At 59.2% G+C, this 26,781-nt stretch carries 19 protein-coding genes; 9 read left to right on the top strand and 10 right to left on the bottom strand.

Features of this window, described 5'->3' with window-relative positions; all coding sequences use genetic code 11:
- Nucleotides 1-65: 65 nt before the first annotated feature.
- Both M5B43_RS08175 and M5B43_RS08180 read left to right on the top strand, forming a co-directional pair.
- A complete protein-coding gene (locus tag M5B43_RS08175; protein WP_248749613.1) occupies nucleotides 66-2,003 on the top strand; it encodes a hypothetical protein in 1,938 nt (645 codons plus the stop codon).
- Nucleotides 2,004-2,185: 182 nt separating this feature from the next.
- Nucleotides 2,186-4,474, top strand: coding sequence for an autotransporter outer membrane beta-barrel domain-containing protein (locus M5B43_RS08180; protein WP_248749614.1), 2,289 nt, complete (start codon nucleotides 2,186-2,188; stop codon nucleotides 4,472-4,474).
- An 86-nt stretch (nucleotides 4,475-4,560) separates the two neighbouring features.
- On the opposite strand, the gene M5B43_RS08185 is transcribed toward M5B43_RS08180, so the two are convergent.
- From M5B43_RS08185 to M5B43_RS08215, 7 genes are all read right to left on the bottom strand, one after another.
- Nucleotides 4,561-7,971 (bottom strand): YncE family protein, encoded by a 3,411-nt coding sequence (locus tag M5B43_RS08185; RefSeq protein ID WP_248749615.1) that lies wholly within the window; start codon nucleotides 7,969-7,971, stop codon nucleotides 4,561-4,563.
- Between the two features lie 338 nt (nucleotides 7,972-8,309).
- Entirely contained in the window at nucleotides 8,310-11,855 is a 3,546-nt protein-coding gene (locus M5B43_RS08190; protein WP_248749616.1) for a YncE family protein, read from the bottom strand.
- A gap of 159 nt (nucleotides 11,856-12,014) precedes the next feature.
- Nucleotides 12,015-13,031: an AbrB family transcriptional regulator gene (locus tag M5B43_RS08195; protein WP_248749617.1), complete on the bottom strand. Its 1,017-nt coding sequence runs from the start codon at nucleotides 13,029-13,031 to the stop codon at nucleotides 12,015-12,017.
- Nucleotides 13,024-14,538: a tripartite tricarboxylate transporter permease gene (locus M5B43_RS08200; RefSeq protein WP_248749618.1), complete on the bottom strand. Its 1,515-nt coding sequence runs from the start codon at nucleotides 14,536-14,538 to the stop codon at nucleotides 13,024-13,026. Before M5B43_RS08200 ends, M5B43_RS08195 begins: the two co-directional genes overlap by 8 nt.
- Before the next feature lies 1 nt (nucleotide 14,539).
- Nucleotides 14,540-14,998 carry a tripartite tricarboxylate transporter TctB family protein gene (locus M5B43_RS08205; protein WP_248749619.1) on the bottom strand — a complete coding sequence of 153 codons (459 nt, stop codon included), beginning with the start codon at nucleotides 14,996-14,998 and terminating at the stop codon, nucleotides 14,540-14,542.
- Nucleotides 14,999-15,145: 147 nt separating this feature from the next.
- Nucleotides 15,146-16,135, bottom strand: coding sequence for a tripartite tricarboxylate transporter substrate binding protein (locus M5B43_RS08210; RefSeq protein ID WP_248749678.1), 990 nt, complete (start codon nucleotides 16,133-16,135; stop codon nucleotides 15,146-15,148).
- Nucleotides 16,136-16,162: 27 nt separating this feature from the next.
- Nucleotides 16,163-17,452, bottom strand: coding sequence for an OprD family porin (locus M5B43_RS08215; RefSeq protein WP_248749620.1), 1,290 nt, complete (start codon nucleotides 17,450-17,452; stop codon nucleotides 16,163-16,165).
- Nucleotides 17,453-17,686: 234 nt separating this feature from the next.
- Between M5B43_RS08215 and M5B43_RS08220 the strand changes: the two genes are divergently transcribed.
- Both M5B43_RS08220 and M5B43_RS08225 read left to right on the top strand, forming a co-directional pair.
- A complete protein-coding gene (locus M5B43_RS08220; RefSeq protein ID WP_248749621.1) occupies nucleotides 17,687-18,358 on the top strand; it encodes a response regulator in 672 nt (223 codons plus the stop codon).
- Nucleotides 18,351-19,736 (top strand): sensor histidine kinase, encoded by a 1,386-nt coding sequence (locus tag M5B43_RS08225; RefSeq protein ID WP_248749622.1) that lies wholly within the window; start codon nucleotides 18,351-18,353, stop codon nucleotides 19,734-19,736. Before M5B43_RS08220 ends, M5B43_RS08225 begins: the two co-directional genes overlap by 8 nt.
- On the opposite strand, the gene M5B43_RS08230 is transcribed toward M5B43_RS08225, so the two are convergent.
- Together M5B43_RS08230 and M5B43_RS08235 are read right to left on the bottom strand one after the other, a co-directional pair.
- Nucleotides 19,737-20,558 carry an HDOD domain-containing protein gene (locus tag M5B43_RS08230; RefSeq protein ID WP_248749623.1) on the bottom strand — a complete coding sequence of 274 codons (822 nt, stop codon included), beginning with the start codon at nucleotides 20,556-20,558 and terminating at the stop codon, nucleotides 19,737-19,739.
- Between the two features lie 36 nt (nucleotides 20,559-20,594).
- A complete protein-coding gene (locus M5B43_RS08235; RefSeq protein WP_248749624.1) occupies nucleotides 20,595-21,536 on the bottom strand; it encodes a folate-binding protein YgfZ in 942 nt (313 codons plus the stop codon).
- Nucleotides 21,537-21,676: 140 nt separating this feature from the next.
- Here M5B43_RS08235 and M5B43_RS08240 point away from each other — a divergent pair, with 140 nt between their 5' ends.
- Nucleotides 21,677-21,931 carry a succinate dehydrogenase assembly factor 2 gene (locus M5B43_RS08240; RefSeq protein ID WP_065949260.1) on the top strand — a complete coding sequence of 85 codons (255 nt, stop codon included), beginning with the start codon at nucleotides 21,677-21,679 and terminating at the stop codon, nucleotides 21,929-21,931.
- Nucleotides 21,915-22,361: a protein YgfX gene (locus M5B43_RS08245; RefSeq protein WP_248749625.1), complete on the top strand. Its 447-nt coding sequence runs from the start codon at nucleotides 21,915-21,917 to the stop codon at nucleotides 22,359-22,361. The genes M5B43_RS08240 and M5B43_RS08245 overlap by 17 nt, the downstream gene beginning before the upstream one ends.
- On the opposite strand, the gene nadB is transcribed toward M5B43_RS08245, so the two are convergent.
- A complete protein-coding gene (gene nadB, locus M5B43_RS08250; protein WP_248749626.1) occupies nucleotides 22,330-23,946 on the bottom strand; it encodes an L-aspartate oxidase in 1,617 nt (538 codons plus the stop codon). The genes M5B43_RS08245 and nadB overlap by 32 nt on opposite strands.
- Before the next feature lie 463 nt (nucleotides 23,947-24,409).
- On the opposite strand from nadB, the gene rpoE reads away from it, so the two are divergent.
- Genes rpoE through M5B43_RS08265 form a run of 3 tightly spaced genes read left to right on the top strand, consistent with a single transcriptional unit; the run spans nucleotide 24,410 to nucleotide 26,584 of the window.
- Nucleotides 24,410-24,991 carry an RNA polymerase sigma factor RpoE gene (gene rpoE / locus M5B43_RS08255; protein WP_003172477.1) on the top strand — a complete coding sequence of 194 codons (582 nt, stop codon included), beginning with the start codon at nucleotides 24,410-24,412 and terminating at the stop codon, nucleotides 24,989-24,991.
- Between the two features lie 32 nt (nucleotides 24,992-25,023).
- Nucleotides 25,024-25,611: an RseA family anti-sigma factor gene (locus M5B43_RS08260; protein ID WP_248749627.1), complete on the top strand. Its 588-nt coding sequence runs from the start codon at nucleotides 25,024-25,026 to the stop codon at nucleotides 25,609-25,611.
- Nucleotides 25,612-25,627: 16 nt separating this feature from the next.
- Nucleotides 25,628-26,584 carry a MucB/RseB C-terminal domain-containing protein gene (locus M5B43_RS08265; RefSeq protein ID WP_248749628.1) on the top strand — a complete coding sequence of 319 codons (957 nt, stop codon included), beginning with the start codon at nucleotides 25,628-25,630 and terminating at the stop codon, nucleotides 26,582-26,584.
- The last annotated feature ends 197 nt before the right edge of the window (nucleotides 26,585-26,781 follow it).

The following is a 26,781-nucleotide window of genomic DNA, read 5'->3' on the forward strand; positions in this document are numbered from 1 at the left end:
GGGTGTTTAGTCTTATCGTCGTTTTATACCCGGACAGATACTTATTCTTTTGAGGAGTTTGAATCATGTCCAACCCATTCAGTAAACCTGTTAGTCACGACCCTGTAGGTCCCATGGAAGAGTGGGAAGAACCCGATCCCGTTCCCGGCTATGCACCTGCTCCGGTGATCCCTGGTTTATTGCCGGCCATTGCTGGCGACAACCACCGGAATGTGGTGCCAAGGGCGCTTCAATTGAGCGGACTCAGTCTGGAGGTTGCCCTGTGGGACCGTACCGGTTTTACCAATGCGTTCGATACACTCACCGTCTTTGTAAATGATCGGCCGGTACATATTGAGACCTACGACGCAACTGTCACTTTACCTGATCCGGTAATTGTGAATTTGGGTCCCAAGTCGGCCTTGCAAAGCCATGGTGTCAAAGACATCAGCGTTTACATTCTCAACCTCAGCGACAATGACGTTAATTACAACATCAATCGGGTTTACGTAGATGCGCAGGACCCTAACTATGGCACTCAACCTTCGAGGGTCATGATAGAAAATTACGGCCCCGAACTGACCCCAGCCTTTCTCGTGGGTAAACCGGGTTTGGGGTTCACCATTCCCACGCCGGCGGACCGACGTGGCGGTGATACTTATGGAGTAACTGTGGGAAGTAATATCGTTGGGATCGCGGATAACGTGCCATTGACAGGCGACATTACTGGTCATATCCCAGCTGCAACGATTCTTGAGCGGTCAGGTTCGATAGAAGTGAGATATAACCTGACTGATCGGTCTGGCAACACGACTACGTTGTCTATTCCAAACTACGTACAAGTGAGTCTGAACGAAGCGCCCGTGTTTGGTCCCGTCAGTGTGTTGGAAGCGCCATTGGTTGATAAAGAAGAGGCCCGTAACGGTGCAACGGTGCGGTTGGCAAGCCTTACCGGCCATTTGCAGAACGACACCCTGGTCGTGTTATGGGGGACTATTGAGATCTATCGTAAATCTGTTGGCATGCCCGTTTTCCCGATTGACGTCCCTGCAGATTTTGCAGCTATCGCGGCAGGCGGGAATTTCTATACGGCGGATATCAGAGTTATGATTGAGCGCCAAGGCAGCCCCACTTACAACGCAGCTATGGTGCAAGTGGATGTCGACCTGCGTGAGCCCGGTGGGCAAAACCCTGGTGAAGGCCCTGTAGACCCAAGCCTGGCACAGCCCGTTCTGCTCGGTGGGGGCCCCGACCCCAAACCCGATAACCGTCTTTCCGAGAAAGATCGCAACTTCGATGCCACCGTCACTTTTACCTTACCGCCGGGGCTGGAAACGGGTGATTTCATTGACTATGTCTATGGAGGGGATGTCGTTGAGACTTACCCGGTAACGGGGATGGAAGCGGCCGATTTTCCGGTGCCTTTTACCGTGGCGTGGGCCACTATCGATGCCAAGGGCAATGGCACCATTGAAACCCACTGCGTTATTCGGGATGCCATCAACTATAAGCACTCTCCGAATCAAGATGTTGTCGTGGATATCTTCAACATCGGTAGCCTGACACCTGTGACCTTTGAAAAAGCCGCGGTTATTATAGGCAACCCGAACTTCACCTATGTCATTAACTGTGCTCGGCAGCCTTGGCTAGGTGTGCCTGTCAAGATTCTGGATCCAGGGCTCCTCATGGTTGGCGACATAGTGGTTATCGAGGCTGTCAGATACGCGTTCAATGCGCCTGGCACGCCTGTAGGGGATGCCATAGAGACCCCTGAATTCGAACTCAACAGTGAGCATGTCAATCTGGGCTTGACCGTCCCGCTGGATTTGAAGGTCTGGATTCAGGACGTCACGGGCAATAATGGCCGAGGCATCGTCGGTGTGCGTTGGAGGCTTCTGCGCCCCTCCACGGGAGACCGGGGCAGGTCCGACGAGGTGAGGGCAGCCTGGGATCTGGTTGGTTCGGGTGGCAACATTCCTGGCTTTTGTGTTCCGGATGCGTCGCGCGTCAAAGGTACGCTTTGATCGACTGTCGGGGCCCCACCCTCTCGCTTGAGAGGGTGGGGTTTTTTATTAAGTTTGTACCTTAAGGAAAGTCCTACGCTCTTTGGGAACTCACGTTATTAGTCTCTGCACCGTGGAAAACGGAAACCTCTTCGATACGGGTTCCGGGTTCGAACTGGTACTTAATTCTGAGGCTACACAACATGATTTCTCCTACTTCCCCGCGTTTTCGTTATTCGCGTTTATCATCGATCATCAAGCTCGTAGCCGCCGCACCGTTATGCCTGTTGAGTCAACAGGCAATGTCGACGATTGTTGTGGACGGAACGGTGGGCAGCGGCAAATATGACGTCCGCCCGGGGTCCGCAGCCAGCGACTATCTGGCCCGGAATGGTGCGACGCTTACTGTTCACAAGAACGCCAACGTTAAAGAAATACGTGCGACGAGCGGGTCGACCTTGACGTTGACAGGCGCCACTGTGAGTTCTGTCCATGGCTCCCAGGCGGCCATTGCGCTCAGCAACTCAAGCGCCACTATTTCCGACGCGCGCATTACCAGCCACACCAGTGGCGGCTTGAACGTGGCTCGCCAGGTGGGCACGACCACGGGGTCCTACGCACAAGTCGACAATAGTGAAATCACTGGAGCGACCTATGGGGCCAACGTCACGTCCCATAGCCTTCTGGAGTTGAACAACTCTGTGCTGGTGGGCCAACGCCAGCAAGGGTTGAGGCTCCTGGGAGGGGCCGCAATCGCCACGGGCAGCGAAATTACCGGTGGTACCACGGGCGTTGTGATGTCCCTTGAAAGTGCAACTGCCCTTGAGTCGCCTCATCTGATACTCGACGGCTCGCGTGTGACGGGCCTCGATGGCCCCGCGATTACTGTGCAGGGGCCGATCACGGCTGAAATCGACGTGACCAATGGTTCGTCCCTGCTGGGTCAGAACGGTAACATGCTCGAGCTGACCCAGGGCGGCTCGGCCAACATGCGCGTGCGCTTCAGCGAGTTGGCTGGCAATATTCAGGTGGGTACCGACAGCGCGTTGGACCTTAACCTGGACCATGCCATTCTGACGGGTGATATCGTCAACAACGGCGGCAGTGCCAGTGTCGGTCTGAACAATGGCTCGGTCCTCACCGGCCGCCTGGAAAACGTCGACAAGCTGGCGGTCAACACTGATGCCACCTGGGTGATGGTCGACAACCAGCATGTGGGCGATCTGTCCCTGGCCGGCGGCAACGTCAAGTTTGGCGACCCCGGAACGTTCTACCAACTGGATGTGGCCAACCTGTCGGGCAACGGCACCTTCGTCATGAGCGCGGACTTCGCCACCTTGACCGGCGACTTCCTCAATGTCACTGGCACGTCGTCGGGCGACCATAGCCTGCTGATCGCCAGCACCGGCGCCGATCCGCTGACCGACGATCGCCTGCACGTCGTACACACCGAAGACGGCGGCGCCAAGTTCAGCCTGGTCGGTGACCGGGTGGATGTCGGCACCTACTCTTATAGCCTGGTCGACGACAACGAAGGCAAGGACTGGCTGCTGGACCCCGGCAGCAAGGTGATCAGCCCCAGCACCAACTCGGTACTGGCCCTGGCCAACGCAGCGCCAAGCGTGCTTTATGGCGAAATGACCAACCTGCGTACGCGCATGGGCGAACTGCGTCACAGTGACGGTGCGTCGAGCGGTCTGTGGACACGTGCCTACGGCAATAAATTTGAAGTCAACAACCGCGACAAAGGTGTGCAATACAACCAGGTCCAGCGTGGCTTTACCCTGGGCGCCGATGTGCCGCTGTCCGGTGGCGATGGTCAATGGCTGGCAGGCTTCATGGCCGGTCACAGCACCTCGGACCTGGACCTGAGCCGCGGCAGCAAAGCCACCGTCGACAGCTACTACGTCGGTGGTTATGCGACCTGGATGGATGCCGAAAGTGGCCTCTATTTCGACGGCGTACTCAAGTTCAACCGCCTGCACAACGAATCCGACGTCGCCATGAGCGATGGCAAGAAAGCCAAGGGCAACTACACGCAAAACGCGGTCACGGCTTCGGCTGAAGTGGGGCGCAATATCAAGCTCGATGACGGTTTCTTCGTTGAGCCCTACGGCCAGTTGGCCATGGCGATTATCCAGCGCCAGAGCTACGAACTGGACAATGGCCTGCAGGCTGAAGGTGCGCGTACGGCTTCGGTAGTGGGTAAGCTGGGTGTGACTGCCGGGCGCGATATCCAGTTGGAAAGCGGCAGCGTGTTGCAGCCGTACCTGCGTACGGCGGTGGCCCACGAGTTCAACCAGAGCAACAAGGTGTCCGTCAACGGCAACAGCTTCAACAACGACCTGTCGGGTTCGCGGGTTGAAATGGCGGCCGGTGTCGCCATGGCGGTGTCGAAGAACTGGAAGGTGCATGCCGATGTGGAACGTAGCATGGGCAAGAGCATTGACCAGCCTTGGGGCGTGAACGTGGGGTTGCGTTACGACTTTTAAGGATGTGAACGTCGCACGTGTAACCCAATTAAAAGCCCCGGTTCGCAAGATCCGGGGCTTTTTATTGAGTTCGCACCGGGGGCGAGCTAAAACACCACTAAGGACACGGAATCGCCGCCAATATTGGCCACATACCCGTGGGAACCGTCTGGAGCTACCACGACTCCACGGGGCTTGTTGAAGCCAGCATACGAGCCAATCATCTGCCTTGCGCGCGTATCAATAATCCCCAGCAGGTTTGCGTCAGTTTGCGACACGTAGGCAAGGTCGCGCTGACGTTCGAATGCAATGTCGAATGGCCCTTGCAACCCCGTCAGTGTCCGGCTGATGCGCTGGGTAGCGGTGTCGCCGATACTGACGATGCCGCCTGCTCGGCCCGAGATGTATACCTGTGAGCCACGAGGGGCGTGGGCGATGGTCACAGGTGATGAGCGGGTATCTGCGCTGTTGATCAACGTGTTGCTGCGCAAGTCGACGATGGACCAGTCGTAGAATGTGGCAACGTGTGCGCGGTTGTTATCGGGACTAAGAGTGACATCAATGGGGGCACGCACAGGGATTGACGCCAGGCGTTGGCGGGTGGCGGTATTGATTATCACCAGTTGTGACGCCCCGTTATCAGCCACGTACAGGCGTGAGCCGTTGGTGTTAAGGGCGATACCATTGACGTTGGTGAATCCGGTCAATGTGTCGATCAGCGAGTAGTCCTGAGTGCTGTAGATGCGAATAGGGGTGTCGGTCGAACTGCTATTGTCGGTCACGTACAGGTGATTGGCCGTTGGATGAACGGCCATGCGCAGGGGCGAGCCGGGCACATCGAAGTGGTCGAGGACGCGGTTACGCAGGGTGTCGATCACCCAGATCGACGGGCTGCCAACAATACAGGCTACATAGAGTCGTGTGCCGTCAGGGCTGAGTGCCAAGGCGTTCGGCGAATTGCCCACCGGGATGGTTGCAAAAATGCCGGCGGTGTTGGCGATCCGGTAGTTGACGGTACGCAAGGCGACAGCAAAATCTTTATGCACGCTGCCGTTGAGTGATACCCGCACCTCAATGCTCAGGGCGCTCTGGTTGGGTAGCGAGCGCAGGTAATCAGGTGGTAAGTCAACCTCTACACGTTTGGCATTGAATTGCGCTGGCGTCAGCGGCGTGCCATTGCGCAACGCAAGATTGGCTGCGCCCTTGATATCGATCCACACGGGGTCCCCAACGTTCATGAACGGCCATTCATTTATCACGACGCTATGCGCTGCGTTGGCGTTAATGATGCTGCCCGATGCCTGGGGCACACTGACCAGGTCCAGGGCTTGCTCTGCGAGCGAGTCGATGGTCAAGGTCAAAACTTGGGAGTGGGTGGTGGTATTGGCTCGTATCACGTCATAAGACAGCTCGGCGGTTCGGCCGAGGTTTGCGCCAATCACGCGATTATCGAGTATGAAGTCGACGTAACCTCGCACAGGGTCGCCAGGCCGCGGTTTGATCTGCGGCGTTCCCAGGCCGTATGTCCCAATGAATTTCGGATGGATATCATCGCTGGCCAGCATGGGGCTGTAGCTCACCCGAAAAGTGAACACCGGCCAGGCAGGGGGTAACACATGCAGTGGGTTGAGTCGTGCGGTCGTCGGGCTGGTGATCGTGCTTTCCAGAATCCATGGCACGGGCAGTTGCAGCGCACTGCCGACACGCATGAGCAGCGCTAGGGAGTAGCGGGTGCGTTGGCCGGCTTTTTCCACCCGGTAGTAAATACGCGCCGAGCCAGTGAGGTTGGCCACGACAAATACTCGGGCAATGACAAACGGCAAGTCCTGGCCGACCCATGGCGGGGTGATCTGAAATGAATCAGGGGGTGGGCTACCGCCCATGGCACTGCCTTCGACATACAAGGTGACTGTGGCGCCTTCGGTGAACGAGGCATGCGCGCGCACTAACACGTTGGCGTTGCCTCGGGAAACCTCGGGGTCGAAGGTGAAACCAGGGGCCGGTGCTTCCCGAACTTCAGGCCTGGGCAGTGCGTCCTGGGGAGCGCCGATGTCGAGCGTCAGTATGTCGGACGGCGGGCGATCTCCCGCCTTATTGACGTAGTAGTAGAACATCAGGTGGCCACCGTCTAGTTGTCGGATATCACCGTCAACTCCGTTGGGCAGCTCAAAGACCACATTGCCCAGTCCGGCCTCCAGCACGTGTTCCTGGTAAAAGAGATGGCCGTTGGCGTATGTACCTTGTGCTACCAGTGTGACTCGGTCATGGGGTTTTTGGCCGGTGTATGTGGTTATTGTGACGGTCACCGGGTCAGTCAGTGGGTGCAGGACGCCGCCGCTGGCGGCCGGTACTTGGGGAGCGGCGAGGCTGGATTGGTCAGGCGTACCGGTCACCTGGACAAAGGCGTTATCCGAGGGCAGGTTCGCCTGGTCTGGGCGAATTCGCTCATAGCTCAATTGAATCAATGCACCGATAAGCACGCGTACATCCGCGTTGGGCCATGGGACATCGGTGAAAGGTACAGTGGTCGATGGGAGGCTGGCGTTGTAGGTCTGTTCGACGTCACCGCCGCCCAGTGAACGCCCACGAATGGTCAGCCGGATACCATCGCCCGGCGCCCAACCTTTACCGGCAATGGCGACCCTCAAGGTCGCGTCTTTGCCTGCCAACCTGTCCGCATCCAGCGTACCGGAAGGGGCCTCGACGATCTGCGCGGGGTCCAGCAACCGCTCATCTGGATTGAGCCGTACTTCGAGTATCTGCTCGGCAGACCGACCGGGGGAGTAGTTGCCCACTTCATCGATGACATCGTAGGAGCAGGCATGGAAGCCACTGCCGATTCTCAACCAAGTGGCGTAGTACACGGTGAGTGTGATCGGGTTGCGAGTACTGGCCTCGTTTTCGGTGACTGGGTACTCGATGATCTGCCCACCGATACTCAGACGGATGCGGTCGCGCGCCGCACGGTAAGTTGCAACTGGCCGGTTGAGATCCCCTGGATAGAAGCCAATGCGTATCGCCACTCCACGTCCGGCGGCCGCCGAATCGATAAAGGTTAATGTCGGTTGTGGCCGTGGCAACTGTTCATTGACCCAGGGCGGGCTGGTAATCGGCTCGCGATCGGCGGGCGATACCGTGTCGACCTTGAGGGTCAGGCGATGGGTTTCTTCTTTGCGGTGATCAAGGTGGGTGACCCGGAAAAACACGGGCCCCACCGTACCGTCTGGTAGGCGGGATGCGGATATGTGCAGGGGGATTGGTTTTTCCTCGCGCGCTTCCTGTTCGGTAACGGTGTGGAAGTCGACCGGAACCAGCAGATCGGTGCAGAACAACTCAATGAAATCACCTTCAAGCTGGCCTGCATAGGCGCGCAAGATGCAAATCAAGCCCGCGCTACCGTGGCCCTCCAGTAACTGTTGGTACACGCCACCGGAGAACCCCACCACCGGCGTCGTCAAACCGGGAATGTAAGGTGCTAGCTGCGAGACAGGGGGGGGAGCGCTCAGGGCTGGTTCCATGATCGAGACCTCGTAGTAGGATGCGGCACCGCGACGGGAGGGAGCATCAGGGATTGAACGCAAGGTGGAGGACGAATGACTAGCTGTGAGAATTGACAGTGCCGACGAATGGTATGGCCCACTGAGGGCTGCCTGAACGGTTGCCCCCAAACTTGCGTCGAGCAGATATATTCGCGCTTTCCTGCAAGTCGATGCGGTCGCTGTGGGTGACTCCGCTGCCGGGCTGGCTGCAAGCAGTGAAAATGCGAATAAGCGCTGATAAGTAGCAAATAAAGCGCAAACAGGTTTATCGACTGGATAAACCTGTTTGCGTTACGGGTTAAAGGCGTTCCGGGGTGTCAAAGTTGAAGGATGAACACCGTGTTGGCAGTGAAGTTACTGACCAACGCATATGACCCATCGGGGGCAATAGCGATGCTTTTGGGATTGACGAACCCCGTCAGGGTTCTGATGACCTCCTCTTTGTCGATATCAATGATTGCCACTGAGTTGGCGCTGCTCATCGTTACATAAGCCAGCCGGCGTGTGGGATGAAAGGCTATACCGAATGCAGCGGTTAGGTTGGGTATGGACTTGCTGATTAAGTTGGTGCGTGTGTCGACGATTTTCACGTTGGCCGCACTTTGATCTGTCATATAGATTTTTTGCGCATAAGGGCTGTATGCCAGTCGCCAGGCATAACTGAAGCCTCCAAGTGTCGACAGCTGAGTATTGGTAGCGGTGTCGATAATACCCATCGCACCCAACCCTGCGCAGTAAAGGCGTGTGCCCTGTGGCGCCAGCGCCAAGTCTACTGGGTAATAGGCAACGCCTGTGTAAATTAGAGTGTCGTTCGATGTGTCAATAACGTGAAGTCGGGATTGATAGTAAGCCCCATAGTAAAGGCGTGAACCGTCCAAGTTAAAAGTTAAGGCGCCATATCCATAAACGTTAACGCCCGTAATCTTGTTGCTGATTGTATTGTCGCTGGTATCGATTACTTGAATTTCGCCAGAGTAGTATCCACTGACATACAGTCGTGACCCATCCGGATGAAGCGCCAATCCATTTGTGTAAGTGTTAGCAGGCATAATAATCGTATCCGAAAGGCTGAACGTCGTCAGATCAATCACGGATACCGTGGCGCTATTGTAGTTGGCAACATAAGCCACGGTCCCCTCTGCATTAATGACGATGCGATCCGGGCCGCCGCCTACGTTGATGCTGTCTACAACACCCGGCTGCTTCCTGACTCTGTAACGTGCAGGCACCAACGGTTGCGCTGTCGCCCGCCCGCCGCCATCCAGCGACACATACGACTGGAAGTCCACCGGGCTGCCGTCGTTGAGTCTTCTCAGGTAACTGGCCGGAATCGGCGTCAGGATGCGCTTGGCGGCAAACTCTTCGGACGTCAGTGGGGTGCCGTTGCGCAGCACTTCATTCGCCGTGCCCTCGGCATCAATCCACACCGATTGCGGGTTCTCAGGGTCGTAGCGCAAAAACGGCCAGGCATCAATCCGAACATCATGTGCCTTGGTGACGTCAATCACCCCACTATTGGCCTCGGCCTGGGGCACGCTCACCAAGTCCAAGTCCTGCTCCGGCAGCGCCTGGATATCAAGGGTCAGTTCCTTGGATGGTTCAGTTTTGTGATCGCGGATCACCTCGTAGAACACCCGGCAACTTTGCCCCATGTTGGCACCCACGAATGGGTTGGCTACGGTGAATTCGACGTAGTCTTCACCGGGGGCGGGGATGCCGGGTTTGATGGCGATATCCGGTGTACCGAGCCCCGGTTTGCCGATGATATACGCCTTGATGTCATCGCTTGCCAGCATCGGGCTGTAACGTACGCGCACGGTCACTACTTCCGCACGCGGTGGCAGCACATGCACAGGGTTCAGGCGGCTCAGGGTTGGCGTGATCGACGTGCTTTCGAGCACCTCGGGCACGGGCAGATTGAGGGCCACGCCGACGCGGATCGTCAGGGCCTCGGAAAGCATGTCACGTTGCCCCGATTTTACCACGGTGTAGTACAAGCGTTGGGTGCCATTGAGGTTGGCGGTGACGTAGAGCCGAGCTACCACGAAGGGCAGGTCGGCATCGAGCCAGTTTTCGTCGATCTCGAACTCCATCGGGGGCGCGCTGCCGCCAGGGGCACTGCCTTCGGCGTGCAGGTACACCGTGGCGCCCAAGGTGAAGGCGGGGTGAGCCTTGACCGTAACATTCAGGTTGCCGCGGTTCTTGTCCGGGTCGAACACATAGTCCGGTGGCACTGCTTCGCGGGTGATGGGCGGTGGCAGAACGGCTCGCAGCCCTCCCACGTTAAGGTTCAGCCGACGTGACGGTGGCCCGCCGTTGACGGTGTAATGCAGCGAGAGCGAGCCGCCTTCCAACTGGGCGATTTCGCCATTGGGCCCGTTGGGCAGTTCTAGGTAGATATCGACCAGGCCAGCGCGGGCCGGGTACTCCGCATAGTAGGACCGACCATTGGCGTAGGTGCCGTTGAGCACCAGCAAAACGCGGGCGTTGGCAGGGTAGCCGGTAAGGGCTCTGATGATCACCGTCACTGGGTCGGTGGCTGCGGGCAGGTTTCCACCTACGGCCTCCACCACGATAGGTGGCGCCAGGCCGGCCTCGACGGGCGTACCGGTGATATCCACCAACCTGGCGAAGGAGTTGCGGGGTAATGCGTTGAGGCGAAGCCGTTGATAGGTCAATTGGATACGCCCATCGATCAACGGCACGATATCGGCGTAGGGCCAGTGGATGCGCTGGGCGCGAATGGTGGAGTCAATAGGGTGGTCGTAAGAGTGGGTAATCAGCTGGCCGTCTGCAGTGCGTCCGGAGATTTTCAAGCGTTGTATGTCGTGGGCTTCATAGCCCAAGCGGTTCACTTCAACCACGATGGTTGCATCGCCGCCTTTAAGTTTATCAGCGTCGAGCAGATCGTTTTCGCCTGGCCGCTCGACGGATTCGTAGATGTAAGCGGCCGGTAAAAGCGGTTCTGCACCAGTGTTGCGCCGTACCTCGATGACTTGAGGTGGGGAAAATCCTTGGGAGTGGTTGCCGACCTCGTCCCTCACGTCGTAATCGCACACGTGCACGCCGTCACCGACCTCATCCCACTTACCGGTGTTGATGTTGATGATGATCGGCGCTTCGCCCGTCGCCTCGAATTCAGTCACGGAGTGTTTGACAACGGCCCCCCCGAGGCTCAGACGAATTTCATCACGCACCTTGCGATGATTGACCTTGGGCAGGTTTGTGTTCACCGGGTAATAGCCGATGGATACGGGGATGGGGTTTGTGGAGTTTTCCGGTGTGACGCCGAAGTCGATTACATCCTGAGGAAATACGGGCTTGGGCAGGTTCTCGTTTTGCGTGGTACTGGCTACTGGGTTACGACCACCTGGGATCTCGATATCAACCTTGATATTGAAGAGTCTGGTTTGGCCGCTGCCTCCACCGAAGCGGGTCACAAAGGCCTGCAGCGTGTTGCCGGCCTCACGGATAAAGCGTCCGCTGTCCACATGCAGGACAATTTGCAGGCCCAGGCGGGCCTCCTCATCGGTGACGGTATGAAAGTCAACGCGAACACCGTTCAACTTCAGCTCGATGAAGTCACTGCCAGCCTGCTCAAGATAAGACGGCAGGATACAGGTTACGCCTTTGTCACTGACCTCCAGCGCCGCCCGGTTAAAGCCACCATCGAAGCCGACGACCGGATTGCTCAGAGTAGGCAGGTACAGAGGCAGGTCCGCGAAGGGAGTATTGCGAAAGGACTGTGACGTCAAGATGGCGTCGTCGGGTTGGGCAATGGTGAAGCCTTCAGGGCGCAAAGAGGCGGGCTGAACGGAAATGGGTGAGCGATCGGGGTGCTGGGTATCCTGGTCGATAGTCATGAAGAAGGTCCTGTCAGAGCCGTTGAGGGGCGTGCCCGAACTGGTTGGGCTGAGCATCGCTCGGTTGATTCAACGCTGTGATCAGGGAGATGGATAGCTGTGAGAATTGACAGTGGCGACGAATGGTAGGGGCCTGGGGCGACCCAAGCCAAAGCAAGATCAGGACTGCCGATTCCAATGCCTGAATAACGGCTCCGCCAGAAACAACACAAACAACAAGCGCATCACCTGCATCGCCGTCACCAACGGCACTGACAATTGCAGCGTCTGCGCCGTCAGGCTCATCTCGGCAATGCCGCCAGGCATCATGCCCAGTGTCAGTGAGCGCAGATCCAGTTGGGTCAATGCACTTAACCCTACCGCTGCCAACGTGGCCAGGGCCATGGTCAAGGCTGTGCCGATCAAGGTACGCCCCATAAACGCCGGGGCCCGACGAAAGAACTGCCGATTGAAGTGGCAGCCCAAACCGCTGCCGATCAACCATTGGCCAATCTGGCTGCCACCGTCGGGCAGGCCGATGTGCAAGTCCCAGGTCACGCTGGCGATGGCACTTACCAGCAATGGCCCGAACAGCCAAGGATTAGGTTGGTGCAAACGCTGCCAGCCCCAGGCGACCAACGCACCTATCGGGAACAGCAGGGCCAGCCAGGCCCAGTCGACCGGGGCAGGATGAAACTGCGGTGCGCCGCCACCCAGCAAATACTTGAAGATCGCCGGTACACACAACACGACCACCAGCACGCGCAAACTCTGCCCTGCCGCCACGCGACTGAGCACCGCGCCATTGCGGGCGCCGAGGTTGACCATCTCTCCGGAGCCGCCGGGCATGCTGGAGAAAAACGCCGTGGCACGGTCTTCACCACTGCGGCGCATCAACCACACGCCGACCACGCTGGACAGGCTGGTGACCAAGGCGCCGAAGAAGATCAGGCCGAAGTGGCTCATCACCTGCTCAATCACCACGGGGGTGAAGTGCAGGCCGATGCCGATGCCCACTACCCATTGGCCGCATTTGCGCCCGCCGGGAATCTCCGCCAGTTGCCACGGCGTGAGGCAACGCACCAGGATGATCGCCAGCAACGAGCCGACCATGTAGGGCAACGGCCAGCCCACCAGGCTGGCCAGGTAACCGCCGGCCAGACCGACCAGCGGTGTTGCCCACCATTGTTTAAGCATCGGCCACGGCACGACGCTGCAGGGCGCGTCTGCGGTAGATACGCACCAGCGGCAACAGCAGCATCAGCGCGGTCAACACCCAGACGCCAAAGGTGATCGGGCTCGACCACAGGATCTCCAGCGCACCATTGGAAATCGACAGCGCGCGGCGCAGGTTCTGCTCCATCAAGCCACCGAGGATAAAGCCCAGCAGCACCGGCGACAGCGGGAAATCCAGCTTGCGCAGGATGTAGCCGAAGATGCCGATGCCGATCATCAGGAACAGGTCGAAGGTGGTGGCGTGAACCGCGTACACACCAATTGCCGTGATGATGGCGATCACTGGCACCAGCGCCCAGTTCGGCACTGCGAGGATGCGGGTGAAGATGCGGATCATCGGAATGTTGAGGATCACCAGCATGATGTTGGCGATGAACAACGACGCGATCAGGCCCCAGACGATGTCGGGTTGCTGTTGGAACAGCAGTGGGCCCGGGGTGATGTTGTACAGCGACAGTGCGCCGATCATCACGGCCGTGGTGCCCGAACCCGGTACGCCCAGGGTCAGCATCGGCACCAGTGCGCCGCAGGCGGAAGCGCCGATAGCCGTTTCCGGCGCCGCCAGGCCGCGCATGTCGCCCTGGCCGAATGTGCCGCTGGCACCGGCCATGCGTTTCTCGGTCATGTAGGCAACGGCCGATGCCAAGGTGGCACCGGCACCCGGCAGGACCCCCATGATGAAACCGAGCAGGCCGCAACGAATGTTCACCACGAAGACCGCGCCCGCCTCCTTCAGGTTGAACATCATCCGTCCGGTGGCCTTGACCGCTTCCTGGCCGCGGTGGGTTTTTTCCAGCAGCAACAGGATCTCGCTGATGGAGAACAAACCCAGCACCAGCACCACAAACTGAATGCCGTCGGTCAGGTGAATGTTGTCACCGGTAAAGCGGTACACACCGCTGTTGGCGTCGATACCGACGGCGGAGAGGAACAGGCCGATCAGTGCCGCGACAAAGGTCTTCAGCGGTTTGTCACCGGCCATGCCGCCCAGGCAAACGATCGCGAACACCATCAGTACGAAATACTCCGCAGGGCCGAAGGCAATCGCCCATTTGGCCAGCAGCGGGGCAAACAGCACCATGCCGCAGGTGGCGATAAACGCACCGATGAACGAACTCCACGCCGACAACGACAGCGCCACACCGGCCAGGCCCTTGCGCGCCATCGGGTAGCCGTCGAGGGTGGTCATCACGGTGGACGCTTCACCCGGGATGTTCAGCAGGATCGAACTGATCCGGCCGCCGTATTCGCAGCCCAGGTACACGGCCGCGAGCAGGATCAAGGCCGACTCGGGCGGCAGGCCCAGGGCGAACGCGATGGGAATCAGCAATGCCACGCCGTTGATCGGGCCCAAGCCCGGCAACAGGCCGACCACGGTGCCGATCAGGGTGCCGCACAGCGCGGTCACCAGGTTGTACGGGCTCAGTGCAACGCCGAAGCCCTGACCCAAATAGCCAAAAGTATCCATATCAGTTCTCCAGAACGTCGAGCAGGCCGAGGGGCAGCGGTACGTCCATGGCTTTATCGAACAGCAGATAAAGGCCGACGCTCATCAAGGTGATGATCACCGCACCGGGCAACCAGCGGCCGCCATACAGCCGTGCCATCGGGATGCCGATCAGCATGCTGCTGAGAATGAAACCCAGGGATTCGAACGTGCCGGCGAAGATCAGCAGCAAGACCACGCAAATGCCGATCTTGATCAGGGTCTGGCGGTCCAGCGGCGGTTCTTCATCGCTGTGCTGGGTCGGTTGTGGGCGAAACAGCATGTAGAGCAACGCCAGGCTCATCAGCCCGAGCATCAGCAGTGGGTAGGCGCGAGGTCCGACCGGCTCGTAGGAAAACGACGCCTGGTACGGCCAGGCCATCAGCGCCAGGCCGGCGCAGGCCAGTAACAGCGCAGCAGCGAAAATGCGTTGTAAGAGCATAGAAAACTCCAAGGCCCCTCTTGTAGGAGCGAGCTTGCTCGCGAAAAACGTCAACGATGACGCCGGCCATCCTGGATGCACACGGTGTACTTGCGTTCTTCGCGAGCAAGCTCACTCCTACAGGGGCATTACACAAAAGACGGGCGATTACTGGATCAGGCCGAACTCTTTGGCCAGCACTTTGTAGTCAGCCACCTGTTTCTTCACGTAGGTGTCCAGTTCCGGACCGGTCATGGCGAACGGGAACAGCTCGCGCTGGTCACGCAGCTTGGCGAAGTCTTCGGAGGCCAGCAGTTTGTCGAACGCGTCTTTCCACCAGGCGTAGTCGGCGTCGCTGACTTTCGGCCCGAGGTAGAAGCCGCGTACCACTGGCCAGACGATGTCGTAGCCTTGCTCTTTGGCCGTCGGAATATTCTTCATTTCCGGCTCGTCCAGACGCTCCTCGGCGAACACCGCCAGCAGGCGCATGTCGCCGCTGAGAATGTGCGGCATGGAGTCGGAGATATCGGTGCTGCCTACCTGGATGTGGCCACCGAGCAGGGCGGTGGCAATTTCGCCGCCGCCTTCGAGGGCTACATAACGCAGCTCTCGCGGGTTGATTCCGGCGGCCTTGGCGATCAGGGCCGTTTGCATCCAGTCCTGGCTGCCGACGGTGCCGCCGGAGCCGATCACCACACTGCCCGGATCCTTCTTCAGGGCTTTAACCAGGTCGTCGAGGGTCTTGTAGGGCGAATCACTTTTTACCGCGATGGCACCGTAGCTGGTACCCACTGCTGCCAGCCAACGCACGGCGCTCTCATCGAAGCGGCCGAACTTGCCTTGGGCCAGGTTCAACAGTGAACCGCTGGACCAGGCCACCAACGTGCCGGCGTCCGCCGGGCGCTGGGCCACCACGGCGTTGTAGGCCACCGCACCCACGCCACCTGGCATGTAGGTCACGCGCATCGGCTTGCTCAACAGCTTCTCGTTGACCAGCGCGCTTTGCGCCAGCTTGCAGGTCAGGTCAAAACCACCACCGGGGGAGGCCGGGGCGATGCATTCCGGGCGCTTGGGTTCATCCGCGGCCAGCAGTTGGCCGGCGAACAGCATGCAGCCGGCGGCGAGGGCAAATTTACGCAGTGAAAGGGTCATGGCTATCTCCGTCTTTGTTGTTATAAGGGCTGGTTACCACAGGGCGACGCTGTAACTCACCAGCAAGCGCACTTCATCCGCATCGCGGGCTGAATAGTTGGAGCGATAGGTCGCGTTACGCAGGCGCACCGCCACATCCTTGAACGTGCCGCTTTGCACCACGTAGCGGATCTCGCTGTTGCGCTCCCACTCCTTGCCGGTCTCGCCGTTCTTGAGTTTGATGTTGTCACCCGACAGGTAACGGCTCATGAAGCTCAGGCCCGGGATCCCAAGCTTGGCGAAGTCGTAGTCGTAGCGCGCCTGCCAGGAGCGTTCTTCGGCGCCGGCAAAGTCGTTGATCTGCACGAAGTTGACCAGGTACGGATCGCTGCCATCCACGTAGGGAAAGGCGCTGTCACCGGACATGTGCTGGTAGCCGGCGCTGAGCTTATGGCCATTGAGGGCATAGCTGAACAGGCCGTTGAGGGATTTGTTGTCGATCTTGCCGCCGCGGGCACTGCCGGTGTCATCACTGATGGCCAGGCGCAGGTCGGCGCCGAAGGTGCCGGGGCCGAGCGGGCGTGAAGCAACCAGGCCGAGGAAGTGCTGGCGGTACACGTCATCGAGTTGAGCGAAGTGGTAGCTGCCGGTGATCTTGTCGGTGAATTTGTAGTCCACGCCACCGAAGTTGAAGTGCTTGCCGGTGGCGCCACTGACGAAACGGCCGTTCTTGTTATTGAGGGCGATGTCTTCGTAGTCGGTGGAGTCGCGGTCTTTGGCTTTATCCAGGCGGCCACCGGTAAAGACCAGGTTCTTGAACTCTTTCGACGTCAGCAGGCCACCGTTGAAGGTCTGCGGCAGGATGCGGCCGTCATTGGGCTTGAGGATCGGCAGCTCGGGGATCAGCGTGCCGATCTTGAACTCCGTGGCGGAGACCTTCACTTTGCCCGTCACGCCGAGTTTGGAGTACTCGTCCACGGCCCGACCATCGTCGGTGGGCAGCAAACCGGTGCCGGTGCGGTCAGGGCTGGAGTCGAGCTTGACCCCGAGCATGCCCAGCGCATCCACGCCAAAACCGACAGTCCCTTCGGTGTAGCCCGATTGCAGGTTGAGCATGAAACCCTGGGCCCATTCATCGCGCTTGGATTGCTGTGCGCTGGTGCCATCGCGAAAGTCGCGATTGAAGTACATATTGCGGGTTTCCAGGGTACCGCTGCTGTCTTCGAAGAAGGCGGCCTGGCTAAGCGGCGCAAAGCCGGCAAGGGCGGTGGCACTGGCTAGGGCGGTCTGGGCAAGGCGGGAAAAACGGACAGGCGGGCAAGCCTGGGGCTGTGTCGACAGCATCGTTGTGTACTCCGTTATTGTTCTTATTTTGGCGAAAACGCTTCGAGGCGTTTTTCGGGCGCAACCATCAGGTCGCTCGGCGGGCATAGACCACCGTTGCTGGATGCTAAAGGGCGAAGCTTTCATTAACCTTTCAGTTGCCTTTCAATGTTTTCGGGCTTCACAGGCCAGGTGGCGCCTGTAAACTGCCCGCCAACGTGTGGCGTCGACCATGCCCGAAAGAGGTGAAAATCCATGCGTGTCCTCCTGGTTGAAGACCATTTGCAACTCGCCGAAAGCGTCGCCCAAGCGCTCAAGAGCACGGGCTTGACCGTCGACGTGCTGCACGATGGGGTGGCCGCGGACCTGGCCTTGGGCAGTGAGGAATACGCGGCGGTGATCCTCGACGTGGGCCTGCCGCGCATGGATGGTTTTGAGGTGCTGGCACGCTTGCGGGCACGTGGGAAAAATCTGCCGGTATTGATGCTGACTGCGCGCAGTGATGTGAAAGACCGCGTACACGGTCTGAACCTGGGCGCCGACGACTACCTCGCCAAGCCGTTTGAACTGACGGAGCTGGAAGCGCGGGTCAAGGCGCTGCTGCGGCGCAGCGTCTTGGGCGGAGAACGCCAGCAGGCGTGTGGCGTGCTGGTGTACGACCTCGACACTCGGCGTTTCACGGTCGGTGGTGAATTGCTGACATTGACCTCTCGCGAGCAAGCGGTGCTCGAGGCTTTGATTGCGCGGCCTGGGCGCGTGATGAGCAAGGAGCAGTTGGCTTCCCAGGTATTTGGTCTCGACGAAGAAGCCAGCCCGGACGCCATTGAGATTTACGTGCACCGCCTGCGCAAGAAACTCGACGGCCAGCCCATTGCCATTGTGACCTTCCGCGGCCTCGGTTACTTGCTGGAAGCCCGCGATGCATAAGCCCAGCAGCCTGCGCTGGCGCCTGCTGTGGAACCTGGCGCTGCTGCTGGTGTTGCTGATGCTTGCCAGTGGCATGAGCGCCTACTGGAATGGTCGCGAAGCGGCCGACACGGCCTACGACCGCACGCTGCTGGCTTCGGCGCGCACCATTGCCGCAGGGCTGACCCAAGTGGACGGCACCCTCAGCGCCAATGTGCCATACGTCGCCCTGGATACCTTTGCCTACGACAGCGCCGGGCGTATTTATTACCAGGTCAATGACATCGACCAGAAGCTCATTTCCGGTTACGAAAACCTTCCCGGCCCGCCTCCCGGTACACCGCGCACTGACGATTACCCGGCGTTGGCACGCTTCTACGATGCCAAGTACCAGGGGCAGCCTGTGCGGGTGGTGAGCTTGCTCAAGGCCGTCTCCGAGCCGAACATGAATGGCATGGCGGAAATCCGTGTTGCGGAAACCGACGAAGCCCGCGTCGCCATGGCCCGCAGCCTGATGGCCGACACCTTGCTGCGCCTGGGCATGCTCGCCGTCGGTGCGTTGTTGCTGGTGTGGTTCGCCGTGAGCGCGGCACTGCGCCCGTTGGAGCGCCTGCGCACAGCGGTCGAAGAGCGCCAGCCCGATGATCTGCGGCCGCTGCCGCTGGTAGAGGTGCAGCACGAATTCGGCCCGTTGGTACGTTCCCTCAATCACTTCACCGAACGCCTGCGCGGGCAGTTCGAACGTCAGGCGCAGTTTATTGCCGACGCCTCCCATGAACTGCGCACCCCGCTGGCGGCGCTCAAGGCCCGGCTGGAATTGGGCCTGCGTGCCGAAGACCCGGCCACTTGGCGCAGCACCTTGGAAACCGCCGCCCAGGGTACTGATCGCCTGACCCATCTGGCCAATCAGTTGCTGTCCCTGGCCCGTATCGAAAACGGCGCCCGGGCCATTGCCGAAGGGGGCGCGCAGCGACTCGACCTCAGCCAGTTGGCCCGTGAATTGGGCATGGCCATGGCCCCCTTGGCCCATGCGCGGGGTGTGGCCTTGGCGCTGGAGGCGGATGAGCCGGTGTGGCTGCGCGGCGAACCGACGCTACTCAATGAACTGCTCAGCAACCTGGTCGATAACGCATTGGCGCACACACCCTCCGGCGGCAATGTGATCCTGCGGGTGACGGCGCCGGCGGTGCTGGAAGTCGAAGATGACGGCCCGGGAATCCCGCTGGATGAGCGGGACCGGGTGTTTGAGCGTTTTTATCGACGCAACCAGCAGGGCATGGGGTCTGGCCTGGGGCTGGCGATTGTCGGGGAGATCTGCCGCGCACATCTGGCGCAGATCAGCCTGCATGACGGCGAGTTGGCCGGGTTGAAAGTGCGCGTGAGTTTTATCGCGGGTTGATCAGTAAAACATCGAGCGCGCTTCATCCAATTCCGTGCGCATGGCTTCGCTGTAGGGGTCTATGCGTAATTTCTTGATGGCCGGCAAGGTGGGTATCGACACGTTCGCCAGGGGGTGGTCGGTGCCTCGGTGGCAATACAGCACGGCAATTTGCACCAGGTCGATGTAGTCCAGGCTGGCAGAGTCGCGTGTCAGGTCCAGGTATTGGCCTGGCAGGCTGGCCAGCATCTCCGGGAAGTCCCAGACGCGCAGCAGCTTGTCGCCCAGTAGCGGGTGGATGCTGTCGATCACATGGTTGAGGCTGACGGGGTCGGACAACAATTCGTAATGGTCTTCGGCATAGGTGAGGATCGGCAGCACGCCGATCTGGTGCACCAGGCCACCCAGGGCTGCCTGGTCCGGCTTGAGCTGGCTGTGGCTGCGGCACAAGGCGTAGCTGACGCCCGCCACTTCCAGGCTGCGACGCCACACTTCGCGCATCTTCAGCTCGACGACTTCGGAGCGAGCGTGAAAGATTTGCTCCATCACCAGGCCGATGGCCAGGTTGCTGCTGTAGTTGGTGCCGAGCCGCGTAATGGCGGTGTGCAGGTCGGTGACTTCCTGGCTCGCCCGTAACAGCGGGCTGTTGACCACTTTTATCAGGCGCGCCGACAGCGCGGTGTCGCGCCCGATAACTTTACTCAAGTGGTGGATGCTGATATCCGGGTCTTCGGCGGCCTGACGAATTTTCAGGGCCACCTCCGGTAATGTCGGCAGAACCAGGTCATCGTTGTCGATGGCCATCACCAAAGCCTGTTGGACTTTTTCCGCCAGCTTGTTCATTCATGCTCTCTAGGGTGTTGCAAAAAGGTACGGCGATTAACGCTGGATCTCTTTATCGCGATCCAGTGGGTAAGGCAGGTCGAGCAGTTGTAGGCTGGGGCCTTCCAGGGTGCCTAAATGCACGTCGCCACTGTCGGCAGCTTCGGCTTGCAGCACGGCCAGAAGTTCAATCGAATGGTCAGCTTTTGCCGCGATGACGACTTCGCCGATCGAGCTGTTGTGGCTGGGAGAGAACAGCGCAGTGCCGGGTTCGGGCAGTTCGGACGCCTGCAGGCTCAGGCGATACAGGCGACGCTTGAGTTTGCCCAGGTACTGCATGCGCGCCACGATTTCCTGGCCGGTGTAGCAACCTTTCTTGAAGCTGACGCCACCCACGGCTTGCAGGTTGAGCATCTGCGGGATGAACAGCTCGCGGGTCTGGGGCATTACTTGGCCGATACCGGCGCGGATCTGCCCGAGCAGCCATTCGTTCAAGCCCGCTTGTTGCAGATGCGCGGCCAGTTGGCTGCGCACGGCTTCGGATTGCTCGCTGGGAACCCAGAGTTCGGCGCGGTCGGGGGATACGCGGACGGCGATCAATGCACCGGTGCGCACGACGCTGTCGGTCTCGGCCGGCAACGCCAGGCCCAGCGCGGCCAGGGCCTGGTCCGCGTTCGCCAGGCCGAAGCGTGCCCAGGCGCCACTTTCGTCGGTGAGTTTGGATTTGGAGAACACGGCGTATTTCTTCAGGTCCGCCAGTTGCGGTTCGAGCAGTTCGGTGGCCATCGCCAACAGCACGCCGTCACCTTGCAGCAGGATCCGAAAGCTGGACTGCATGCGCCCTTTTTGCGTGCAGCGCGCGCCCAGGCTGGCCTGGGTCTCACTCAGGTAATTGAGGTTGCAGGTCAGTTGGCCCTGCAGGAACTTGGCAGCGTCGGAGCCGCGGACGGCGAGAACGCCTTCGTGGGGCAGGGGGCAGAAAAAAGCAGAGTCAGCCATGGGTCTTCGCAGGTCAAAAAGTCATAGGTGCATCATAGAGGGGCGCCCGGCAAATGGATAGTTTCCGTATAGGGCGACCAAAGCCGACTGTTCCAGTGCCGCCGGGCCTGTATACTTGCGCTCTATTTGAGGAGGGCTCCATGGTCGAAGCTGTAGAAATCAATCGCCTCTACTGGCACAGCCGTCGTGGCATGCTGGAGCTGGATGTGTTGCTGGTGCCTTTCACCAAAGAGGTGTACGCGACACTCAATCAGGTGGACCGCGACCTCTACGTCAGGTTGCTGACTTGCGAAGACCAGGACATGTTTGGCTGGTTCATGGAGCGCGCTGAATCTGAAGATCCGGAGCTGCAGCGCATGGTTCGGATGATTCTGGATCGTGTCCAGCCCAAGTAATCGCTTTGAATGCCGCTGGCAGGCCTCACGGCTGTTGCTGGTGGCGTATCTTTTCGCCCAGTTGTTCGCACTGGGCAGTTTGCTGGCTCTCGATTTACCTTATTCAAGCCTGGGCATGTTGTTGTGTCTGGCGCATGCCGTGTGGGTTTTACCGCGTCATATCCTGCTGACTCACCGTTCGTCGATTCGTGGCCTGTGCCGCGACGAGGACGGCTGGCAAGTGTGGAGCGACGCGCGCGGCTGGCATCGCGTGCAGCTGCGACCCGACAGCCTGGCCTTGCCGTTGATCGTGGTGCTGCGTTATCGGGTGCAGGGTGAGCGGTGGGCGCGCTCGATCTGTGTACCAGCGGATTCGCAGGTCGCCGATGTGCATCGGCGCCTGCGGGTACGTCTGAAGTTCAGCCGCCGTAGGTGGTTGGCACCAGAATAGTGTCGCGGGCCTCGGGCAGCATCTGCGGGTAGTCGAGGGTGTAATGCAGGCCACGGCTTTCCTTGCGTTCCATGGCTGAGCGGATCATCAGTTCCGCCACCTGTGCCAGGTTGCGCAATTCGATCAGGTCACGACTGACCTTGTAGTTGCTATAGAACTCGTCGATCTCATCCAGCAGCAACCGCACGCGGTGTTGAGCGCGTTGCAGGCGTTTGTTGGTGCGCACGATGCCTACATAGTCCCACATGAAGCGGCGCAGTTCGTCCCAGTTGTGGGCGATGATCACGTCTTCGTCCGAATCGGTCACCTGGCTGGCATCCCAACGGGGCAGGGCAGCCGGCACGGGGATGTGGGGCAGTTGCTCGAGGATGTCCGCCGCCGCCGAGCGTGCATAGACAAAGCATTCGAGCAGCGAGTTGCTGGCCATGCGGTTGGCGCCGTGCAGTCCGGTGAAGCTGGTTTCGCCGATGGCATAGAGGCCGGGCACGTCGGTGCGGCCATGCTGGTCGACCATCACGCCGCCACAGGTGTAGTGCGCAGCCGGCACCACTGGGATCGGGCCTTGGGTGATGTCGATATTGAAGGTCAGGCAGCGTTCATAGACCGTCGGGAAGTGCGTCTTGATGAACGCTTCGGGTTTGTGGCTGATGTCCAGGTATACGCAGTCGATACCCAGCCGTTTCATTTCATGGTCGATGGCGCGGGCGACGATGTCCCGTGGCGCCAGCTCGGCGCGTGGGTCGAAGCGCTGCATGAAACGCTCGCCATTCGGCAGTTTCAGGTGTGCGCCTTCACCGCGCAGGGCCTCAGTGATCAGGAAGCTCTTGGCTTGCGGGTGATACAGGCAGGTCGGGTGGAACTGGTTGAATTCCAGGTTGGCCACTCGGCAGCCTGAGCGCCAAGCCATGGCAATCCCGTCGCCGCAGGCTCCGTCGGGGTTGCTGGTATAGAGGTAGACCTTGGCTGCACCGCCCGAAGCGAGAATGGTGAAGCGCGCGCCGTAGGTATCCACTTCGCCGCTGGCGCGGTTGAGTACATAGGCGCCGAGGCAACGTTCGCCCTCGAGGCCCAGGCGTTTTTCGGTGATCAAGTCGACAGCGACACGTTGCTCCAGCAACTCGATGTTGGGGCGTTGGCGGGCCTGGTCGAGCAGGGTCTTGAAAATGGCCGCCCCGGTGGCGTCGGCAGCGTGGATGATGCGCCGGTGGCTGTGGCCGCCTTCGCGGGTCAGGTGGAACTCAAAACCGCCATCATCGTTGCCTGCATGTTCATCGCGGGTGAAGGGCACACCTTGGTCGATCAACCATTGGATCGCCTCTCGGCTGTGCTCGACGGTAAAACGCACCGCCTCTTCATTGCACAGGCCGCCGCCGGCGTTGAGGGTGTCCTCGACGTGGGATTGCACCGTGTCGGTGTCGTCCAGCACCGCCGCTACACCGCCCTGGGCCCAGAATGTCGAGCCGTTGGCCAGGTCGCCTTTGCTCAGTACCGCAATACGCAGGTGGCTGGGAAGCGTCAGCGCAAGGCTCAAGCCGGCCGCACCACTACCAATCACCAGAACATCGTGTTGAAACTGTTGGCTCATTTGAAGGATTCCGCAAAAAGCGATCCAAAGGGGTGGCGCAAACAGGACGCCTGGATCGGCGAATCAAAGGGTCACACGGGCCACTAGTATATAGAGGGGGGGAGCGGCACAATAGCCAGGCATTCGTGGCATTGTGAGATTATGGTGCACAGCTTTGGTTAAAGCGGCCAATTAGCGAAGCGGGAACTTTTTGCATAAGCCCCGACTCAATAGCAGGTTGCCCGAAAGCTGGGAAAACGTTGAGTTTATTGGCCCGTCGGGAGCATTGGACGCGTCAGGAAACCGGCGACAAGATTATTCGCGCAGCCGGCAACGCCCGGGCTGCGCTTTTCGTGTGTGCCAAATCAGTGCGCACCGGAAACTTGCTTGGAGGGGGAGAACTTTTGCGAAAAGCCCGAGTCTATGTTTGCAAGCCTGATCGTTTAGTTATGCAAGCCTCCTTCAAGTACAACGAGGAGTGTTCATGCTAACCCAGGAAGAGGATCAGCAGCTGGTCGAGCGCGTACAACGCGGCGATAAGCGAGCATTTGATCTGCTAGTGCTGAAATACCAGCACAAAATTCTCGGGTTGATCGTGCGGTTTGTGCACGACACCCATGAAGCGCAGGACGTTGCACAGGAAGCCTTTATCAAGGCGTACCGTGCACTGGGCAATTTTCGCGGTGACAGTGCGTTCTACACGTGGCTGTATCGCATCGCCATTAACACGGCAAAAAACTATCTGGTGTCTCGCGGTCGCCGCCCACCAGACAGTGATGTCAGTTCAGAAGATGCTGAATTTTATGATGGTGATCACGGCCTCAAAGATCTCGAGTCGCCGGAGCGTGCATTGCTGCGCGACGAGATCGAAGGCACCGTTCATCGCACAATTCAGCAACTGCCAGAAGATTTGCGTACCGCGTTAACTTTACGTGAATTCGATGGTCTGAGTTACGAAGACATTGCGAGTGTCATGCAATGTCCGGTGGGGACTGTAAGGTCACGGATTTTCCGGGCCCGGGAAGCCATCGATAAAGCCCTGCAACCGTTGTTGCAGGAAAACTAAAGACAGCGGCGACAGCCAAGAGAGGAACCGCCATGAGTCGTGATGCCCTGCAGGAATCGCTGTCCGCAGTGATGGATAACGAAGCGGATGAACTGGAACTTCGTCGAGTGCTCAACGCATTTGATGATGCCCAAACCCGTGATACCTGGTCTCGTTACCAAGTCGCTCGGGCGGTGATGCACAAGGATCTTCTAATCCCTCGTCTGGATATTGCTGCGGCCGTTTCTGCTGCGCTGGCCGATGAAGCCGTTCCGGCAAAAGCTGCTCGTGGTCCATGGCGTAGCCTGGGTCGTCTGGCGGTGGCTGCTTCGGTGACCGTTGCCGTACTGGCCGGTGTTCGTCTGTACAACCAGGACGAAATTGCCGGTGCCGAACTGGCCCAACAGGCTCAGCAACCGGTCATGGCCGGTCCGCAAGTCAAAGGCCCGGCTGTACTGGCAGGCTATAAGGAAAGCTCCGATACCACCGGCCCTATGGCTAACGGTGTACTTCAAGGGCAATCCGGTTGGCAGGACCAACGTCTTCCAGGTTACCTGCGCCAACATGCTCAGGAATCGGCCTTGAAAGGCACTGAAAGCGCTCTGCCATACGCTCGCGCTGCAAGCCTGGAAAACCGTTGAACCTCTAAGGAGCCCTATGCGCGCCATACCGCTCCTTACGCTTTTGCTCGGTGGTTGGTTTGCACTATCCGCCCATGCCGATGAAGCCCAAGACTGGCTGACCCGACTTGGGCGTGCCGAGCAGCAGCAAAGCTTTGAAGGTACGTTCGTTTACGAGCGTAACGGCAGTTTTTCTACCCATGACATCTGGCACCGTGTCCAAGAGGGTCAGGTCCGGGAGCGGCTCCTGCAGCTCGATGGTTCTGCCCAGGAAGTCGTACGGGTAGATGGCCGGACGCAATGCGTCAGTGGTACTTTGGTTGCCGGTCTCGGCAATTCACCTGAGGCGCCCTCGCGTGCGCTTGATCCGCAAAAACTCACCCAATTCTACGAGCTGGCCATCATTGGCAAATCGCGTGTGGCCGGGCGTAATGCGGTCATCGTGTCGATCACTCCTCGTGATCAATACCGGTATGGCTTTGAGTTGCATGTGGATCGTGAAACTGCGCTGCCGCTCAAGTCTCTGCTGCTCAATGATCAGGGGCAGTTGTTAGAGCGTTTTCAGTTCACTCGGCTGAGCACGGGAACACCCACCGATCACGACTTGCAACCCAGTAGCGAGTGCTCGCCCGTCGCTGTTTCGAACAGTAAGGCGCCTGTGGTTCCCGCCACCCAGGCATGGCATCTGGATTGGCTGCCGCCGGGTTTCCAGTTGACCAGTAGCATTTCGCGCAAAGATACCCAAACTAAAACGACAGTCGACAGCCTGATGTATGACGATGGGCTTGCGCGTTTTTCTGTGTTCCTTGAGTCGACCGACGGTGCGAGCGTGAATGAAACCCGCACTCAGCTCGGCCCGACCGTTGCCGTATCTCGTCGCCTGAATACAGTGGACGGCGAAGTCATGGTGACCGTAGTCGGTGAAATTCCCATCGGCACCGCCGAGCGTATCGCGCTGTCGGTGCGCGGTGAAAAGACCGCTGCGAAGCCGTGATTTGTTAATCTTATGTTCATCCTGGCCTTTCAATCTGAGCCCAAGCTTGGTTGGGTGCTGAGAGCATGAAATTTCTGGATCAGTATTTTCACTTGCAAAAATCCCCCATGTTTTTTATAGGTCAGGGCTTGTCGGTTCTGGCCTCGCTTTGTTCGCGGATCAAAGATGTCGGTCGCAGTTTTCGGCGTTTATTGAAC

It is taken from the genome of Pseudomonas sp. MWU15-20650, from assembly GCF_023242475.1.
In the GTDB taxonomy this organism is placed as follows: Bacteria; Pseudomonadota; Gammaproteobacteria; order Pseudomonadales; family Pseudomonadaceae; genus Aquipseudomonas.